General features: G+C 40.8%; 12 protein-coding genes, 16 tRNA genes and 1 pseudogene. 11 read left to right on the forward strand and 18 right to left on the reverse strand.

Annotated features, from left to right (window positions below):
* Positions 1-2 precede the first annotated feature (2 nt).
* The 3 genes and pseudogenes from FHG08_RS19080 to gloA form a co-directional block, all read left to right on the forward strand.
* A pseudogene (locus FHG08_RS19080) lies at positions 3-86 on the forward strand (endonuclease III); the annotation flags it as partial.
* A 310-nt stretch (positions 87-396) separates the two neighbouring features.
* Positions 397-2,307: an aminotransferase class V-fold PLP-dependent enzyme gene (locus FHG08_RS13470; protein ID WP_178956286.1), complete on the forward strand. Its 1,911-nt coding sequence runs from the start codon at positions 397-399 to the stop codon at positions 2,305-2,307.
* An 86-nt stretch (positions 2,308-2,393) separates the two neighbouring features.
* Positions 2,394-2,780 (forward strand): lactoylglutathione lyase, encoded by a 387-nt coding sequence (gene gloA, locus FHG08_RS13475; RefSeq protein WP_138608757.1) that lies wholly within the window; start codon positions 2,394-2,396, stop codon positions 2,778-2,780.
* 49 nt (positions 2,781-2,829) lie between these two features.
* Here the strand turns inward: gloA and FHG08_RS13480 are convergent, their stop codons facing one another.
* The 10 genes from FHG08_RS13480 to FHG08_RS13525 form a co-directional block, all read right to left on the reverse strand.
* On the reverse strand, positions 2,830-3,096 hold the full coding sequence (locus FHG08_RS13480) for a DksA/TraR family C4-type zinc finger protein (protein ID WP_055013360.1): 267 nt from the start codon (positions 3,094-3,096) through the stop codon (positions 2,830-2,832).
* A gap of 250 nt (positions 3,097-3,346) precedes the next feature.
* Positions 3,347-3,422, reverse strand: a tRNA-Glu gene (locus FHG08_RS13485).
* A gap of 85 nt (positions 3,423-3,507) precedes the next feature.
* Positions 3,508-3,583 (reverse strand) — tRNA-Glu (locus FHG08_RS13490).
* An 85-nt stretch (positions 3,584-3,668) separates the two neighbouring features.
* A tRNA-Glu gene (locus tag FHG08_RS13495) sits at positions 3,669-3,744 on the reverse strand.
* Positions 3,745-3,829: 85 nt separating this feature from the next.
* Positions 3,830-3,905: transfer RNA gene (locus tag FHG08_RS13500), tRNA-Glu, on the reverse strand.
* Between the two features lie 85 nt (positions 3,906-3,990).
* A tRNA-Glu gene (locus FHG08_RS13505) sits at positions 3,991-4,066 on the reverse strand.
* A gap of 85 nt (positions 4,067-4,151) precedes the next feature.
* Positions 4,152-4,227, reverse strand: a tRNA-Glu gene (locus tag FHG08_RS13510).
* Between the two features lie 85 nt (positions 4,228-4,312).
* Positions 4,313-4,388, reverse strand: a tRNA-Glu gene (locus FHG08_RS13515).
* Positions 4,389-4,530: 142 nt separating this feature from the next.
* Positions 4,531-4,606: transfer RNA gene (locus tag FHG08_RS13520), tRNA-Glu, on the reverse strand.
* Between the two features lie 36 nt (positions 4,607-4,642).
* Positions 4,643-4,718: transfer RNA gene (locus tag FHG08_RS13525), tRNA-Ala, on the reverse strand.
* A 766-nt stretch (positions 4,719-5,484) separates the two neighbouring features.
* On the opposite strand from FHG08_RS13525, the gene FHG08_RS13530 reads away from it, so the two are divergent.
* From FHG08_RS13530 to FHG08_RS13565, 8 genes are all read left to right on the forward strand, one after another.
* A tRNA-Val gene (locus FHG08_RS13530) sits at positions 5,485-5,560 on the forward strand.
* A gap of 148 nt (positions 5,561-5,708) precedes the next feature.
* A tRNA-Val gene (locus tag FHG08_RS13535) sits at positions 5,709-5,784 on the forward strand.
* Positions 5,785-5,950: 166 nt separating this feature from the next.
* Positions 5,951-6,026 (forward strand) — tRNA-Val (locus FHG08_RS13540).
* 166 nt (positions 6,027-6,192) lie between these two features.
* Positions 6,193-6,268 (forward strand) — tRNA-Val (locus tag FHG08_RS13545).
* 49 nt (positions 6,269-6,317) lie between these two features.
* Positions 6,318-6,393, forward strand: a tRNA-Val gene (locus tag FHG08_RS13550).
* A 151-nt stretch (positions 6,394-6,544) separates the two neighbouring features.
* A tRNA-Val gene (locus FHG08_RS13555) sits at positions 6,545-6,620 on the forward strand.
* A 48-nt stretch (positions 6,621-6,668) separates the two neighbouring features.
* Positions 6,669-6,744: transfer RNA gene (locus FHG08_RS13560), tRNA-Val, on the forward strand.
* 405 nt (positions 6,745-7,149) lie between these two features.
* Positions 7,150-8,781, forward strand: a complete 1,632-nt coding sequence (locus FHG08_RS13565) for a response regulator (protein WP_054202497.1) — start codon at positions 7,150-7,152, stop codon at positions 8,779-8,781.
* Positions 8,782-8,905: 124 nt separating this feature from the next.
* Here FHG08_RS13565 and msrB read toward each other — a convergent pair whose 3' ends face one another.
* The 8 genes from msrB to FHG08_RS13605 form a co-directional block, all read right to left on the reverse strand.
* Positions 8,906-9,346, reverse strand: a complete 441-nt coding sequence (gene msrB, locus FHG08_RS13570; RefSeq protein WP_008115220.1) for a peptide-methionine (R)-S-oxide reductase MsrB — start codon at positions 9,344-9,346, stop codon at positions 8,906-8,908.
* An 82-nt stretch (positions 9,347-9,428) separates the two neighbouring features.
* Positions 9,429-9,869: a hypothetical protein gene (locus tag FHG08_RS13575; protein ID WP_138596182.1), complete on the reverse strand. Its 441-nt coding sequence runs from the start codon at positions 9,867-9,869 to the stop codon at positions 9,429-9,431.
* Between the two features lie 8 nt (positions 9,870-9,877).
* Positions 9,878-10,378, reverse strand: a complete 501-nt coding sequence (locus FHG08_RS13580; RefSeq protein ID WP_010388389.1) for a DUF2919 domain-containing protein — start codon at positions 10,376-10,378, stop codon at positions 9,878-9,880.
* The gene (locus FHG08_RS13585) at positions 10,375-10,719 is read right to left on the reverse strand and encodes a DUF3392 family protein (RefSeq protein ID WP_008115215.1); all 345 of its coding nucleotides are present in this window, start codon (positions 10,717-10,719) and stop codon (positions 10,375-10,377) included. Before FHG08_RS13585 ends, FHG08_RS13580 begins: the two co-directional genes overlap by 4 nt.
* Positions 10,712-12,733: an NAD-dependent DNA ligase LigA gene (gene ligA, locus FHG08_RS13590; RefSeq protein WP_178956287.1), complete on the reverse strand. Its 2,022-nt coding sequence runs from the start codon at positions 12,731-12,733 to the stop codon at positions 10,712-10,714. Before ligA ends, FHG08_RS13585 begins: the two co-directional genes overlap by 8 nt.
* A gap of 78 nt (positions 12,734-12,811) precedes the next feature.
* Positions 12,812-13,558 (reverse strand): cell division protein ZipA, encoded by a 747-nt coding sequence (zipA, locus tag FHG08_RS13595; protein ID WP_054202488.1) that lies wholly within the window; start codon positions 13,556-13,558, stop codon positions 12,812-12,814.
* A 73-nt stretch (positions 13,559-13,631) separates the two neighbouring features.
* Complete coding sequence (locus FHG08_RS13600) at positions 13,632-17,033, reverse strand: chromosome segregation SMC family protein (protein WP_178956288.1); 3,402 nt, start codon at positions 17,031-17,033, stop codon at positions 13,632-13,634.
* A gap of 68 nt (positions 17,034-17,101) precedes the next feature.
* Positions 17,102-17,833 (reverse strand): RNA methyltransferase, encoded by a 732-nt coding sequence (locus FHG08_RS13605; protein ID WP_055013314.1) that lies wholly within the window; start codon positions 17,831-17,833, stop codon positions 17,102-17,104.
* Between the last annotated feature and the right edge of the window lie 73 nt (positions 17,834-17,906).

Consider the following 17,906-nt stretch of genomic DNA (forward strand, 5'->3'; position numbering starts at 1 on the left):
ACTCAAACCTTGATAAGTTTGCTATGGGTAAGAACCTTATTGAAGTAGAAAAGAAGCTCGAAAAAGTAGTGCCTAAAGAGTTTAAAGATAAAGTAGAATAGATCCGTAAATAAAAAACGTTCATTTAGCACGATTGTTAATAATAAACCTCAATTATCAGGCTTATAAGAATAAGCTCAATGATTAATTCGTATTCCAGTGTTACTTTTTTGTTTATTCAAAGTAGGTGTCTAACTTTGGCACCTTTCATTTTTCATACCTTGTAAATCAATTCAAATAAAATCTGTTTATTCGTGATTTGCCGTAATTATTGGAACATTTCCAAAGTATTAATTTCACAAGTCTTAATTCATTAGTTATGCTACTGAGCATAATAAAATTATAGTGCGACCCTCTATGTTACCCTTACTTCGTATATTACTGATTGAGCAAGACCCTAGCACCTTAAAAGAACTTTCGACGAATCTGTCAAAAGTTATCCCTAATTTTGAGCGAAACGATATTCATATCGATATTATTGAGTACCTTGAACTTGAACAAGCACTGGAGGGTGTAAAGGAAGATGGTGATATTCAGGCCGTTGTACTTAGTTGGGATGTGCAAAATAAGGTTGGTGAACGCACTTATAGTCGTTTTATAGAGCAGCTAAAGGGGATCCGTCTTGAATTACCTGTGTATGTTATTGGAGACGACACAGAGGGGCTAGAAATTGTTAATGAGTCGGAGGAGATTGAGTCATTCTTCTTTAAAGATGAAGTAATCTCAGACCCTGAAGCAATTTTAGGTTATATGATCAATGACTTTGATGATCGCTCAGAAACGCCTTTTTGGACAGCGTACCGCCGTTATGTTGGCGAGTCGAACGATTCATGGCACACACCTGGGCACAGCGGTGGTTCAAGCTTTAGAAATTCTCCCTATATTAAAGATTTTTATCAGTTTTATGGCCGTAATGTGTTTGTGGGTGACTTGTCGGTGTCAGTCGATTCGTTAGGCTCATTATCAGATAGCACCAATACCATTGGCCGTGCCCAAGAGTCAGCTGCCGCTACGTTTGAGGTGAAGCACACTTACTTCGTCACTAATGGGTCATCCACTTCAAATAAAATCATCTTGCAGACACTGCTTCGCAAAGGCGATAAAGTGATTATTGACCGTAATTGCCATAAATCTGTGCACTATGGCATTTTGCAATCAGCCAGTTTACCCATTTACTTGTCGAGTATTTTAAACCCTAAATATGGGATTTTTGCGCCACCGTCATTGGCTGATATAAAACAAACAATTGAGCAGAACAGCGATGCGAAATTGCTGGTTCTTACCGGTTGTACTTACGATGGCCTACTGAGTGACCTTAAACAGGTAGTCGAGTTTGCTCATCAACATGGTATTAAGGTGTTTATCGACGAAGCGTGGTTTGCTTACTCGCTATTTCATCCAAGTTTACGGTATTATTCTGCGATTCATGCTGGCGCTGATTATGTTACTCATTCAGCGCATAAAGTGGTATCGGCGTTTTCTCAGGCATCGTATATCCATGTAAACGATCCTGATTTTGATGCTGACTTCTTTCGCGAGATTTACAGTATTTATGCCAGTACATCGCCGAAATATCAGCTTATCGCTTCTCTTGATGTGTGCCAAAAACAATTGGAGATGGAAGGCTATAAGTTACTCAATGCCTTGTTAAATCATGTAGACGAATTTAAGCAACAGATGGCATCACTAAAGCAGATTAAAGTGCTTGGTAAACAAGAGTTTACGGAAATATTCCCGCACTTTAGTGATGATAACATGGGCCACGACCCGCTAAAAATTCTTATCGACATTAGCGAATTACCCTATTCATTAAAAGATATTCATAAGTATCTGCTGGATGAAATTGGCTTAGAAATAGAAAAATACACCCACAGTACTATTTTGGTGTTACTGACTCTTGGCGGCACGCGCTCGAAGATCATTCGCTTATACAATGCGTTAAAAAAACTCGATAGTGGCAAGGTAAAACTAGCCACATCGACACGACGTTCTCGCTTACCGGAGAATTTACCAGCTATAGACTTAGCCTGTATTCCAAGCGAAGCTTTTTATGGCGAGCGCGAATCGGTACCTATTAGCAAAAGTAACAACCGCATTTGCGCCGGTTTAGTTACGCCCTACCCGCCAGGAATTCCGCTTTTGGTTCCGGGGCAACATATTACACAAGAGCATATAGACTATCTGAAGGAGCTTGCAGGACAAGGGTTAACGATTCAGGGCAGTTTTGATGGCGAAATATATGTCCTTAAAGGTAAAGTTGAGAAGTAAAAATATCGCGTAATACAGTTTTATGATTAGGAATTGCTTATAATCGTACTTTACAGATTTCAAAGAATAAATTGAGGTAAATTTAAATGCGTTTACTACATACTATGTTACGGGTTGCTGATCTAGATAAATCAATTGCCTTTTACACTAATGTGCTAGGTATGAAAGAGTTACGTCGTGCAGATAATGAAGAGTATCGCTATACCCTTGCCTTCGTCGGCTACGGTGATGAAACTGATACAACAGTACTTGAACTGACCTATAACTGGGATACTGACAGCTACGATTTAGGTAATGCCTATGGCCATATAGCGATTGAATTTGATGATATTTATAAGGCCTGTGAGGATATCAAAGCAGCTGGCGGTAACGTTAGTCGTGAACCAGGTCCAGTAAAAGGTGGCAAAACGGAAATTGCATTTGTTAAAGACCCTGATGGATATGCAATTGAACTTATTCAGAAAAAATCATAAATAATCACGGGTAGTATTTTACCCATAAAAAAAGGTGCCTTGAGCACCTTTATCGTAATTGACTATCTTTACTGCCACGGCGATTAAACGCGTTAGCATTACTTGGTAGCCCTTCTAATTCCGCTTGGCATGAAATACAGTAGCGCACGCCTGGTAATGCTAACCTTCTTGCTTGTGGTATTCTCTCGTCACACTCATCACAAAGCTCAGCGCTCGCTCCTGAAATTAGGTTACTTCTTGCGTATTGCACTGCATCATTAACACTTGCATCTATTTGATCTTGAATTGCGCCATCTCGCGCCCATCCACTTGCCATAAATCCTCCTCATTTTTTGGAAGTTTTATGTAGATTAACAAGTAGAATATTTATAAGCCCTGAATAAAAAACACAGATACTTTTAATTAAGTCTTTTGAGGTTGAACAATACTTGAGTGAATATCGTGACTCTAGGCTTTGATAGACCTAAATATTTAATTTAGAGAGGTATTTTATAGACGAACGTAGGAAGTACTTGAACAGAAAGTTTTTTATCTTAATAACACATACCTACTTTAGAAAAAGTAAGTGGCGTCCCCAAGGGGATTCGAACCCCTGTTACCGCCGTGAAAGGGCGGTGTCCTAGGCCTCTAGACGATGGGGACACTAAAAAGTGTCACTAGGACAACTGAAAGTTTAGACTCGATTCAGACGAGCTTTAATAACACTACCCTACTATATAATAGTAAGTGGCGTCCCCAAGGGGATTCGAACCCCTGTTACCGCCGTGAAAGGGCGGTGTCCTAGGCCTCTAGACGATGGGGACACTAAAAAGTGTCACTAGGACAACTGAAAGTTTAGACTCGATTCAGACGAGCTTTAATAACACTACCCTACTATATAATAGTAAGTGGCGTCCCCAAGGGGATTCGAACCCCTGTTACCGCCGTGAAAGGGCGGTGTCCTAGGCCTCTAGACGATGGGGACACTAAAAAGTGTCACTAGGACAACTGAAAGTTTAGACTCGATTCAGACGAGCTTTAATAACACTACCCTACTATATAATAGTAAGTGGCGTCCCCAAGGGGATTCGAACCCCTGTTACCGCCGTGAAAGGGCGGTGTCCTAGGCCTCTAGACGATGGGGACACTAAAAAGTGTCACTAGGACAACTGAAAGTTTAGACTCGATTCAGACGAGCTTTAATAACACTACCCTACTATATAATAGTAAGTGGCGTCCCCAAGGGGATTCGAACCCCTGTTACCGCCGTGAAAGGGCGGTGTCCTAGGCCTCTAGACGATGGGGACACTAAAAAGTGTCACTAGGACAACTGAAAGTTTAGACTCGATTCAGACGAGCTTTAATAACACTACCCTACTATATAATAGTAAGTGGCGTCCCCAAGGGGATTCGAACCCCTGTTACCGCCGTGAAAGGGCGGTGTCCTAGGCCTCTAGACGATGGGGACACTAAAAAGTGTCACTAGGACAACTGAAAGTTTAGACTCGATTCAGACGAGCTTTAATAACACTACCCTACTATATAATAGTAAGTGGCGTCCCCAAGGGGATTCGAACCCCTGTTACCGCCGTGAAAGGGCGGTGTCCTAGGCCTCTAGACGATGGGGACACTAAAAAGTGTCACTAGGACAATTGATTAGTTAAACTCACATCCTGAGCTTTAAGGTAATGGCGTAATAGTACAAATAAAGACTCGAGCTTTATGTGTTACGCTATTTTCTCGGTAAAACCGCCTTTAACTAAAAGTTAAGTGGCGTCCCCAAGGGGATTCGAACCCCTGTTACCGCCGTGAAAGGGCGGTGTCCTAGGCCTCTAGACGATGGGGACACAGAAAACTGCTACCCTAGGACAAACACTAAAAATTGGTGGAGCTATGCGGGATCGAACCGCAGACCTCTTCGCTGCCAGCGAAGCGCTCTCCCAGCTGAGCTATAGCCCCAACTTATTCAATACGCTCGGTGATAACCACGTCGTGTATCGCTTAGTGCGGGGCGCATTCTATGCACCCCCCAAAATAAAGTCAACAGTTTTTTGTGCGACATTATTTAAATGGTTTAATTTTCAACAAACTGGCTATCATACATGCTAAAAAGTAGATTTTCATAGTATTAAGTAACCATGAGTTACGTTAAGTGTGCCACATTTGCGTTTGAGTTGAGAATAACGACTTTATAATACTAAAAGTACCTATTCAGATCGGACTCAAAAGGTATACATTTATATGCAAATTGAGTTACCACCGCTTTTTGCCTAAAACGGGCCTACTTCCATCATAACCTAGCTGGATTTTATTAAATGCTAATTGTAAAGCTTAACTATGCTAAGCGATAAACAACTTGCTAATTTGAGTGGTTTAAACAATTGAATAATATAGGCAGGATGATCTGAACTAGAAAGTTTAACTTTGATTTCTTGGTTGCAACCCTGGCTCGGTAAATCAATTACCACTAAATTGAATTAATTTTCATCCTTAAAAAGCAACAGAGCCCTATCAAGTGAATATGAATGTAGTTACATTAGCGCCCAGCCATGCATGCTTATTGTTCGTTTTATGTTACCTTGTTGATAAAGTGAACACTATTTGCATTGCATTGATTATAAAAGCTTCATTCAGCACATTTTTATCATTCAAGTGTTGACACATTTACAAGTCTATCTATAATAGCGCCCCACAACAACGCAGCAATGTGGTGTTATTTAGATGCGGGTGATTAGCTCAGTTGGGAGAGCATCGCCCTTACAAGGCGAGGGTCACTGGTTCAAGTCCAGTATCACCCACCACATTCTAATGTGTCGTATCTAAGTTCTATATGGGTAATTAGCTCAGTTAGAAATAATAGAGTGTCATCGTTATTTACAAATAACGGCGAGGTTCACTGGTTAAAGTCCAGTACTATTTATTTTAATAGTAGCGTTTTAATTTATATGTGGGTGATTAGCTCAGTTGGGAGAGCATCGCCCTTACAAGGCGAGGGTCACTGGTTCAAGTCCAGTATCACCCACCACATATAAATCTATTGTTATGTTAATAGTCATGTGTAAATTTGTAATATGGGTCGTTAGCTCAGTTACAAAAAATGAGAGCATCACCGCTATTTACAAGTAACGGCGAAGTTCACTGGTTAAAGTCCAGTACTATTTATTTTAATAGTAGCGTTTTAATTTATATGTGGGTGATTAGCTCAGTTGGGAGAGCATCGCCCTTACAAGGCGAGGGTCACTGGTTCAAGTCCAGTATCACCCACCACATATAAATCTATTGTTATGTTAATAGTCATGTGTAAATTTGTAATATGGGTCGTTAGCTCAGTTACAAAAAATGAGAGCATCACCGCTATTTACAAGTAACGGCGAAGTTCACTGGTTAAAGTCCAGTACTGTTTATTTTAATAGTAGCGTTTTAATTTATATGTGGGTGATTAGCTCAGTTGGGAGAGCATCGCCCTTACAAGGCGAGGGTCACTGGTTCAAGTCCAGTATCACCCACCACATATAAAATCTATTATTATGTTAATAGTCATGTGTAAATTTGTAATATGGGTCGTTAGCTCAGTTGGGAGAGCATCGCCCTTACAAGGCGAGGGTCACTGGTTCAAGTCCAGTACGACCCACCATTCTTTGAATGGTGCATATTACAAGATGTCTAAATGGGTGATTAGCTCAGTTAGAAAAAGAGAGCATCACCGCTATTTACAAGTAACGGCGAAGTTCACTGGTTAAAGTCCAGTACTATTTATTTTAATAGTAGCGTTTTAATTTATATGTGGGTGATTAGCTCAGTTGGGAGAGCATCGCCCTTACAAGGCGAGGGTCACTGGTTCAAGTCCAGTATCACCCACCACATATAAATCTATTGTTATGTTAATAGTCATGTGTAAATTTGTAATATGGGTCGTTAGCTCAGTTGGGAGAGCATCGCCCTTACAAGGCGAGGGTCACTGGTTCAAGTCCAGTACGACCCACCATTCTTTGAATGGTGCATATTACAAAAATCTAAATCCTCCAGTACCACCTTCCATTTTTAGTATTCATTATCCTCAACTCTTTTAGTTCAGGTTCAGTATTAATTACCATTTAGAAATTCGTTACCAAGTAATTCTTCGGTTTCAAAAAATCAGTATTCCAATCACATACCAAAAATCTATCTTCCGAGTTTTATTATCTCCAAAATCATTTTGTTTAAACTTACTTTATTACGCGTGCTATTCATTTACTTTAAATGGGTTTTTAGCTCTTTTAAGATAAAAATATAAACCTTTAGAATTAATTTGCTTAATAAGCTCTCATCTTCGAGGCGAATCTTTAAATTACCTTGTAAGCGTCTAAACTGTTGATTATAGTCTGTGTTAAATTCAATTACGCTTAAGCCAATGTCTAAAAATATTTTCAATGAAGCAAAAATACTGATTGTAGAAGAGCAGCCACTTGCTCAAAGCTACATGAAACAGTCGCTCGAAAAAATTGGCTTTGGACATATGCGTTTTGCAGATCATGCTCTAGCGGCAAAAGAACAATGCTTACATGAAGAATTTGACTTGGTAATTTGCTCTTTTAATCTAAGCAAACGCCAAGATGGCTACCAGCTTTATGAAGAATTACGCGCTAAAGCATTAATAAAACACTCTACTGGGTTTATTTTTACATCTGCGGAAACGAGCGGAGAGTTAGTTCACAGTGTATTAGAACTTCAACCCGATGACTTTTTAGTAAAACCCTTCTCTGTACAAGAGTTAAGAGTGCGCATAGAGCGTATTCTCAAACGTAAAAGCGACTTAAAAGCTATATACACTTTAATTGATGACGATAACCAGTCTAAAGCATTGAAACAAATTAATGCCCAACTCGATAAAAGTAATAAATACAGCCCTATTCTACTTAGATTAAAAGGCAATATTTTACTGGCGCTAAAACAAAACCAAGAAGCGAAAGATTTTTTTAAGTCAGTTTTGAATATGCAAAAGTTTGCATGGGCAAAAGTAGGATTGGTAGAAGCCTTAATTGCTAACAATGAGCATATTTTAGCTCAACGCATGCTTAAAACAATGCTTGAACGAAATGAAACGCGTCTTATAGCCTTAGACTTATTAGGGCGTTTAGAAATAAAACTAAACCAATTTGATTTAGCCCAAGACTTTTTAAGCCAAGCGGCACACATTGCTCCACGTAATATAGACCGTCAAAAATCACTGAACAGCGTATCGCTCATTAATAGAGATTATGAAACCAGCTACTTAACTCAAAAAGATATTGCCACTTATGCTAAGTACTCTATGCATGATAGCCCAGACATTTATTTAAATGCTGCTCGTGCTGGGATTGATTTTGCATTGACCACAGATCAAACCGACCAAATAAACAGGATCTCTCGTCAAACAAATAAATATATTAATGAGTTAAAAACACAATTCCCAACCAGTAATGCGCAAACTCAAATCGATGTGCTCAATGCACGCCTTTATTATTTAAAAGATGAACATAAAAAAGCGAAACAGCTCATTGAGCAACTTGATGACAGCGATACTCAAATACGTTCAGTAGATGGTGCCCTAGACAAAGCAAAAGCACTGCATGAATTAGGTTTTCACCAAAAGGCGCAAGCGCTATTTAGTCAAATAATTGATCATTGCGAACGTCACCCAAGTAGAAGCGATGCTACTTACTTGCGTTATATACAGCAACAGCAAAGTGAAAGACGTGATATTAAAATGGGGCCGAAAGAGCTCAATAATCATGCTGTTAAGCAGTTTGAGCGCGGCCAATTAAATGTTGCCTTAGAGGCATTCAGCCAAGCATTTAGAGTCATGCCACACAATCCAAGTATTGCGCTTAATTTATTGCAATGTTTAGTGGATAAGTCAAAAAAACATGGTGACTCTTTCAATAGTCTGTTGGCCCAAAAGTGCTTTAAACTATTAAAAAAATCCCCCTTAGCAGAAGAGCAATCAGAGCGGTTCGATAAACTACTTCAGATTGCTAAAGAAATGAAACTAGAGATTAGTTAGAGCCTGTTTGGCATTAATGCTACGTTATCGCCTATTTATGGTGAGTAACCACACCACATAGGCGCTGCATTGCCTAAATCCCAAACAGGCCGCTGTAAATTTAATCTTGAAAGGTCAACAGGCCCTAGAGCTTTTTCATTGCCAGTGCGTTTACACAGTAGCGTAAACCAGTAGGAAGTGGCCCATCAGGGAAAATATGCCCTAAATGCGCATCACACACATTACAAACAACTTCAACTCGCTCCATGCCATGACTATTATCCATGACATAACCAATCGCTTCCTCAGTTGCCGGTTGCGTAAATGAAGGCCAGCCGGTGCCACTATCAAACTTTTCATCTGCATCAAATAGTAAATTGTCACAACAAACACACACATACTTACCTGGCTCTAACAAGGTACAACTACTCGAACTATTTGGTCGTTCAGTTCCCTTTTTACGGGTCACATAATATTGCTCTTCGTTTAACAGTTCGCGCCATTGCTGATCTGTTTTAACCACTTTTCGAACCGGTGTTGGATTACCATGGTTGGCAAAATTAACAATATCGTTCCACTTCAACATAACAACCTCATTACGTTATTAATTTAACTAGCAATCATTTACTTGTAGTCTAGTACGCCTGTGGCTAATCCCACGATCAACGCTATCTAAAGACTATAGTGTGCTTTTCTGTTGCTGTAAGTATACGGCTTACATAGGCATGCAATTGGGCTTGACTGCCAGGAATGCTCACGCTTAATTGCCGGTCATTATTACTGTGCACTATTAGTTCATCGTTTCTTATTTCTATCGACTCAATATTACTGATGACTAACCAATGCGGGCCATTTTTTTTATCAAACAGCCCTGTTAAACTAAAAACAAATAAGTGCTGCGCATCGCGTTGAATAAAATTACGCAGCGGATTGCGCATTTTAAACAACGGCGTTAATCGGTAACAACACGAACAAAACACCACAACCCACATTACTAAGGCAGCTTTAAACCAAAGGAATTCGCCTAAAGAAAAAAAATAGCCACTCGCTATAATAATGAGCCCTATTAAAGCAATTACTTGTGCTATTTTTTTATTGATACTGTGCATAAGCCCTCTTACTTTTTATCAGTTGCTTTTTCTGTCGGCTCGGGCCAATCACTAAAGAAAACACTTAAGTAACGACTTTTTGCCAAATACCACAACACCCATAATACAATCACCATTTGCACAGCTAAAAACAATGAGAAGCGATAATGGCTATGGGCTGCCTGAATACTTAACCACGACAAATCAATTAATGCACACGCAATCAGCGGCCAACGCATATACCGCCAAATACGCGCCAAGCGTTGTGTTGCTTGATGCGAGTCTCTTGGTCTGCGTAAACAAAATAAAATAGTGGGTACAATCGCTACAGCACCGATCGCTATAGCAATAAAAAAATCATCTTTTGACTTAAAAAACAATGACATTAAATCAAGCTCAGGTCGACGACTCAACGCGGCAATCACCCAAATAAAATAGGCCCGCAGTAACACTAAAATACTCAAGTGGAATGCGAATGGTGTACGATAGCTTCCATATTTATCCCAGTATTCAGGTCCATATCGACTCACAACTGGTTTTTCCTATCGGCAATAGTGCCCAAAATAAAAAATGCCACTAATAAGGTAAGCGCTAACCACTTAGTGCCAAAAAACAGTAAAGCTTTAGTTAGCAGTGGGCTTAACCACACCACTAACAAGCCAAAGCCAAACGCAGTTATCAACACAAAACACGCCACCCTAATAATAAAGTGGCGCCTAGCTACGACGCCTTTGGTTAACTTTAAAATGTCATCCGCATAAAGCGACACTAAGCACACCATCAAAAGCAATGATAAATGCGGTAAATAGCCTTGTAGCCACTGGCCTAGGTCAATTAACAAGGTATTAAGTATATTTGTAAAACTAGCCATTATGAGTCTCTAACAAAGTAATTAAATCATCCTCTGTCAGTATTTCTATACCGAGTTCTTGCGCTTTAGTTAGTTTAGAGCCGGCTTTTTCGCCCGCCACTAGCGCATCCGTTTTGGCTGAAACACTGCCAGATACCTTGGCACCTAATTGTTGTAGGCGCGCTTTCGCATCATTGCGATTAAGCGTATTAAGCGTCCCAGTTAGCACATAAGTTAAACCCGCTAGCGGTTGTTCTTGCTCTGATGGCGCTGTTAACTGTGGCCAGTTAATGTCTTGGGCTATTAATTCGTTCACCACGGTTAAATTATGCTCTTCAGTAAAAAAGCCACGCACGTGCTTTGCCACTATTTCACCTACATCGCTTACTTCAATCAGCTGTTCAATGCTGGCATCGATTACGTTTTCAAGCGTTAAAAAATGATTAGCTAAGTTTTGCGCGGTTGCCTCACCGACTTCACGGATACCCAGTGAATATAAAAACTTTGCTAAGGTAGTCGTTTTTGCATCATCAAGCGCGGCAACTAAATTTTTAGCTGATTTAGGCCCCATTCGTTCAAGTGATTCAAAATGTCCCTGCTTTAAAATAAATAAATCAGCCGGGGTTTTGATCAGCTCTCGGTCAACTAATTGATCAACAATTTTGTCGCCCAAGCCGTCAATATCTAATGCCTTACGCGATGCAAAATGCTTAATTGCTTGTTTACGCTGTGCTTGGCATACTAAACCACCGGTACAACGTGCAACGGCTTCACCTTCAACCCGTTCAATATGCGAGTCACAAATGGGGCACATAGTTGGAAAGACAATTTCTTTTGCATCGCTTGGGCGTTGCTCAAGTACCACTTGAGTAATTTGCGGGATAACATCCCCTGCGCGGCGAATAATGACAGTATCGCCCACTTTAACGCCTAAACGAGCTATTTCGTCGGCATTATGCAGCGTTGCATTTGATACCGTAACACCCCCAACAAATACCGGCTCTAGTCGTGCTACGGGAGTAATTGCCCCTGTGCGCCCTACTTGAAATTCAACATCTAATAATTGCGTTATTTCTTCTTGCGCCGGAAATTTATAAGCGATTGCCCACCGCGGTGCGCGAGCTACAAAGCCTAAGCGCTCTTGTAAGGCTTTTTTATTTACCTTTATTACCACGCCATCTATTTCGTACTTTAGCTCGCTACGACGCGTTAAAATATCATTGTAATAGGCAAGCGCAGCCTTTGGGCCCTCAACTAATTTGGTTTCTGGACACAGTGGTAATCCCCAATCGGTAAGCTTAGCAAGTTGCTGGTAGTGATCTTCAGGTAAGGTGCCATCGGCAACTAATCCGGTGCTGTAGGCATAAAACATCAATGGCCGTTTTGCGGTAATTTTTGAGTCTAGCTGGCGTAAACTGCCCGCTGCCGCATTACGTGGGTTTACAAAAACTTTGTCACCGCGCTTTTCTGCTTCGGCATTTAATTTTTCAAAGCCCGCGCTATCCATAAACACTTCACCGCGCACTTCAAGCTCACGCGGGTAATCATCACCGCGTAACTTTAATGGCACATTGCGAATTGTTTTTACATTTTGGGTAATATTTTCGCCAGTAAAACCATCGCCACGAGTCGCTGCTTGCACTAATACCCCATCGCGATAAATAATCGATACCGCTAAGCCATCCAGTTTAGGCTCACAGCAAAATGTAAGCTCTTCAGTGCTCATTAAACGCTCTTTAATACGACGATTAAAACCATTGAATTCGTCTTCACCAAAAGCGTTATCAAGCGACAACATAGGCACTTGGTGTGCTACTTGCTCAAACTTGGCAAGCGCCGCCCCACCTACTTTTTGAGTAGGTGAATCGGAGGTTAAAAACTCAGGGTGCTGGGTTTCTAATTCGCTCAAAGTACGTAATAAGCGATCATATTCGGCATCGGGTATGCTGGGTGTATCAAGCACATAATAACTATAATTGTGTTGCTCAAGCGTGGTACGAAGATGATTAATTTGCTCACTAATGCTGCTTGCCATGTAGACCTCAAAAACATAAAAAAAGCCACTTTGACGAGTGAACGCCCAGTGGCTTACAAAATTTAACTTATGCGTATATTACGCAGAAAATGCGCGAACCTGCTCAACATATTGACGAATACGCTCTACCGTCATTTCGTTTCGCTCAGCATCCAAGATTTCAGCTCCAAATTCATCTGCTAGCTTCTTAGCGGCGCTGTGCAGCATATTAAACGCAGCAAGGCCATCGCCATCACATGGTAGAGTCATAAATAAGCTCACGCCTGCGGTACTAAACTGTTCCATATTATCAATATCGAACGTGCCAGGGTTATACATATTTACCAGTCTAAATAACACCGGCCCTTGGCCTGCAGGGTCTAGATGGCGATTAAAAAAGCCTTCTTCTGAATATTTAAAACCTAGCGTGTTAACTGCTGGCAGTAATTTACTGCCTTGCATGGTCAGTCCTTCTGGCATTTGAATATGCACAATCACAAAGTCTGAAACATCTTTAGGGGCGTCTTGTTGTGTATCAACAGCCTCTTCGGTTACCACTTCAAGGTCATCTTCAATAGCTGTATCAGCTGGGCTAACATCTATTTGTGGCTCATCAGCACTGAAGTTTAACTCACTCATTTGTGGCTCTTCTCGTTGCGCTAACGTTGGCTCTTGTGGCTCAGTATGCACAGATGAAGGCTGCTGTTCTTGAACAGGTTCAACTCGCTCGCTTGCAGGGAGTTCAGCATTCTCTTTTTTTCTTACTGACCACAAACCGTGTATTAATAAGCCACCAATGACAAACACACTGATCACAATTAAAACCCATCTTAATTCTTCGGCCATCCCCTCACCTTTTATTATTAATATGCCTAACTGCCATCATTTTACCCAAAACAACTAGCAAATGACTATAAAATTATGCATGTGCAAGTTGCACCGCTTGTTCAATATCTACAGCAACCATGCGCGACACGCCTGGCTCTGCCATGGTTACACCCGTTAATCTACCCGCCATTTCCATTGCAATTTTATTATGGCTTATATAAATAAACTGCACAGATTGTGACATTTCTTCAACCAATCGGCAAAAACGGACCACATTGGCATCATCTAATGGGGCATCTACCTCGTCCAGCATACAGAATGGAGCTGGATTGAGCCTGAATATAGAAAACACCAATGATAATGCGCTCAGCGCTTTTTCTCCACCACTTAACAAATGAATTGTCGAATTTTTTTTACCCGGAGGTCTTGCCATTATACTAACACCACTTTCGAGTAAATCGTCACTGGTTAATTCTAAGTAAGCACTGCCGCCGCCAAATACTTTTGGAAAAAGCTGGCCAAAATCGTGATTCACTTGATCAAAGGTAGACTTAAAGCGCGTTTTAGTTTCACGATCTATTTTATGAATAGCGCCTTCTAAAGCTGTCAATGCCTGGGTTAAATCATCCAGCTGATTATTTAAATAATCACTTCTTTGCTTAGCTTGTTCAAATTCATCAATGGCTGCAAGGTTAACGGCTCCTAATTGCTCTAGCTGATTACTGACTCCAGCAAGTTGATTTTGCGCTGCGTTTAATGACAACTCTGCAGGAAGCTCTGCTAAAACCTGTTTTAAATTTTGATTAAGCTCGCTAAGTGGCTCAAGTACCGCTTGCGCTTTTATTAATAGGCTTTGCTCTTCAATGCTCAGCTTCTGGTGTTGCTCTTGTAATGCCACCAGCTCAGTTTGTGACGTTTTTAAACTCGCTTGTTTGGTTTGTAATTCTTGTTTTGCTTGAGCTAACTGCTGTTGAATATCCACAAGGGTTTGTTCGCCTTGTTGGTGCTGTACTAATAATTGTTCAATAGTTAGTGCAAGCTCTTGCTCAGGAATAAGTAACGCCTCAATTTGCTCTATTAGCTCTTGCGTTCCTTCTACAGCCATTGTTAATGCTTGTTCGGCATGGTTCAACTTGGTTTGACTGAGCTGCCACTCACTACGCACTTTTTGCTCATTAAGGTCTGCCTGATGTGCTTGCGTTCTATATTGTTCAGCATTATTCAAAACTTGTTTGTAACGTTCATCACTATTTATTCGTGTGCTATCGGCTTGGTTAAGCTCTACAGCTAAGGCCTCTAACTGCTCTGCAAGCTGTTCATTTTTATCAAGCTCTTCGCCCAACAATTCGCTTAACTGCTGCTGTTGTTCTAGCAGTGGCTGACGTTGTTGTTGTAATTTCGTCACCTGTTGCTGATGTTGATCAGCTTGCGCTTTGAGCATTTCACCACGCGTTGTTGCTACAGCAAGTTGTTGTGCTAATTGATGAATAGTGTCTTTGCGCTCGTTTTGCTGCTCGGTTATTAATGCAGCCTGCGCTTGATGTTCTTCAAGTGTGGAGTGTGCGTCCGTCAATGCCTGTTGTTGTTGCTCAAGTAAGGTTTCTTGCTGTTTGAGCTTTTTGTGCATTAATAATAAGGAGTTTTCTGCATTTTTTTCGCCACTAAGATGCCAATTTCGACCATGTAACGCTCCTTGCTTGTCCATCACTGCAATATAACTGGCATCGTTAAGATGGTGAGCTTCACCCTCGGCATCATAAGCAATATGGTTTAATAACTCTGGGTAGATACCAGCGCTAATAAAGGCAGCAATACTATTGCTTGCCACAGACTGTGAGGGTATTTGCCACGTGCTATTTTCTGCTTTACCTGGTGAAATATGAATGTGCTCAAGTGATGACAGCGCCTGCTCTACTAAAAACTCATAACCAGGCTGAACAGTTAACTGCTTGAATAAAGTTAAAGTTTTATCGCTGTTTTTTTCAAGTCCAAGGGTAGTTTTTAGCCCTGCTATACCGGCTTTTAGTTCATTAACTTGCTGAGATAAATGCTGCCATTGCTGCTGAGCTTCATCAAGCTGTTGCTGCTGTATTGCCTGAGCACTTTGACCTCTACTATGAGCAGTTTGCGCGTTAGCCAGCTGCTCTGTTAGCGTTTGTCTGTGCTGCTGTTGCTGAATTAATTGCTGCTCTATCTCACTGCGTTTTAACTCATCTATTTGATCATCAAGCTGCGTTAGTTGTTGCTTAACATAACTGATTTTCTGTTCTGTATGTTTTACTGCATTTGCATGCGCTAGCTGCTGATTATTTAATTTTTGATAGTCTTCTGTTAGTGATTGCCACTGTGATGTGTCGGTATTTTTAATCTCCAACAGCCGATTAACCTCATCGGTAAGTTCTATAACCTGCTCGCTACACATTAAGTTATGCTCTACAGCCTGTTGCAAGTTGTCATCTAACTCTTGGCAAAGACTTTGTTGCTGCGTTTTGACTTCTTCACTTTGGTTTTTTTGTTGCTCTAACTTGGCTAAATTTTGTTTCAGTGAAAGCGTTTGTTGCTTAATGCTAATCTGCTGCTGTTCACTGCGAGTCAATTCGGTATGCGTAAGGTGCTGCTGTTGCTGTGCATCATCGAGTTTATCTTGTTGAGCTTGCACTTGAGCATCAAGGCTTGCCAGCACATCATCATGGCCTGAATGCGCCGTTTTAAAGAAGCTGATTTGGTCATCCAGCTTTTTTATTTGCGCACTTTTATCGAGCTGTTGTTGATGCAGTTTTTGCCATTTTAATACCGCTATTTGCCCCTTTAAGGTGCGCTCTTTGGATTTAAGTTCGCGATATTTTTTAGCCTCAACCGATTGTACCGCCAGTTTATCAAGCTGGTTTTGTAACTCTTGACGAACATCAAGCAGTCGCTCTAGGTTTTCTCGGGTGCTTTTTATGCGTGTTTGCGTTTCGCGGCGACGCTCTTTGTATTTAGAGACCCCTGCGGCTTCTTCTAAGAAAACACGTAGCTCTTGCGGTTTGCTCTCTATTAAACGTGAGATCATCCCTTGTTCAATAATAGCGTAGCTTCGCGGCCCAAGGCCCGTGCCTAAAAATATGTCGGTAATATCACGTTTTCGGCATTTACTGCCGTTTAAAAAGTACAATGACTGGCCATCGCGAGTCACCAAACGCTTAATAGCCACTTGGTTACGATCAGCAAAAGTATTGGGTAACTTACCCTGGGTATTATCAAATATTAATTCAACGGAGGCTTGCGAAATGGGCTTGCGGTTAGTAGAGCCATTAAAAATGACATCGGTCATGGCATCGCCACGTAAATTTTTAGCTGAGCTTTCACCAAGCACCCATCGCACCGCATCAATGACGTTTGATTTGCCACAGCCATTAGGGCCGACAACACACGTCATTTGGTCAGGAAATGGAATTTTAGTGGGCTCTACAAACGATTTAAAGCCCGCTAATTTAATAGTGCTTAAGCGCATTTTATTGTTATTACCGATTTATTATTGTTTTTTACTATAAGTAACTTAACGCATAAATAGCTAAAAAGTTAAGCTTGGCGTTTAAAATTATCTAAAATAATACCCGTGGCCATTGCTACATTAAGCGACTCTGCACCGCCAAAAGCCGGTATGGTTATTTTGTTGCTCACTAATTTTGCACACTGCTCGCGTATTCCATGTGATTCACTGCCCATAAGCAATACACCTTGGCCACTAAATTTAGTGCTATGCACACTTTGGCCATCTAAAAATGCACCATAAATAGGCATGTTTAATGTAGATAAGTATTCAGGCAATTCAACTTGGCTTACCGATACGCGAACGAACGACCCCATTGTGGCGCTAATTGTTTTTGGGTTATACGGATCGGCACTGTCAGTGCTAGCAACAATATGTTTTATACCGTACCAATCAGCCACGCGAATGATGGTACCTAAATTCCCAGGATCAGATACGCCATCTAAGGCTAATATTAAACTGTTTTCATCTGGTAATACGGTGCTTGGCATATCAATAATTGCAATAGCCGCATTATTACTTACCAAAGTACTGGCCTTTGTTAGCTGCTCTTCATCTGCTGTAATAAAATGCGTTTGAGGGTATGCGCTTTGGTTATTATCAATAAAGCTTTGCGTTGCAAATACATCGTTTACTTTTAATGGGCTATTTAATAACTCCAGTACGTTTTTTTCGCCTTGTACAAGGTATTGATTAAATTGCTTGCGATACTTTTTTTGGCCAAGCTGGCGAATAAGTTTAAGTTGGTTTTTTGAAATCATGACAGCCCCATTAAATTATCTGCACAGTATACCAGAGGTGACTTAAAGTGCAGCCCCATAAACAGTAAAAGCA

It is taken from the genome of Pseudoalteromonas sp. Scap03 (assembly GCF_013393115.1).
Taxonomy (GTDB): Bacteria; Pseudomonadota; Gammaproteobacteria; order Enterobacterales; family Alteromonadaceae; genus Pseudoalteromonas.

Bases quoted from the DNA above. Each gene is read 5' to 3' on its own strand.
- gloA (WP_138608757.1), top strand. From the start codon at position 2,394: ATGCGTTTACTACATACTATGTTACGGGTTGCTGATCTAGATAAATCA.
- FHG08_RS13575 (WP_138596182.1), bottom strand. From the start codon at position 9,869: ATGCACAGTATCAATAAAAAAATAGCACAAGTAATTGCTTTAATAGGG.
- FHG08_RS13565 (WP_054202497.1), top strand. From the start codon at position 7,150: ATGTCTAAAAATATTTTCAATGAAGCAAAAATACTGATTGTAGAAGAG.
- FHG08_RS13605 (WP_055013314.1), bottom strand. From the start codon at position 17,833: ATGATTTCAAAAAACCAACTTAAACTTATTCGCCAGCTTGGCCAAAAA.
- FHG08_RS13480 (WP_055013360.1), bottom strand. From the start codon at position 3,096: ATGGCAAGTGGATGGGCGCGAGATGGCGCAATTCAAGATCAAATAGAT.
- FHG08_RS13600 (WP_178956288.1), bottom strand. From the start codon at position 17,033: ATGCGCTTAAGCACTATTAAATTAGCGGGCTTTAAATCGTTTGTAGAG.
- FHG08_RS13470 (WP_178956286.1), top strand. From the start codon at position 397: ATGTTACCCTTACTTCGTATATTACTGATTGAGCAAGACCCTAGCACC.
- msrB (WP_008115220.1), bottom strand. From the start codon at position 9,346: ATGTTGAAGTGGAACGATATTGTTAATTTTGCCAACCATGGTAATCCA.
- zipA (WP_054202488.1), bottom strand. From the start codon at position 13,558: ATGGCCGAAGAATTAAGATGGGTTTTAATTGTGATCAGTGTGTTTGTC.
- FHG08_RS13585 (WP_008115215.1), bottom strand. From the start codon at position 10,719: ATGGCTAGTTTTACAAATATACTTAATACCTTGTTAATTGACCTAGGC.
- ligA (WP_178956287.1), bottom strand. From the start codon at position 12,733: ATGGCAAGCAGCATTAGTGAGCAAATTAATCATCTTCGTACCACGCTT.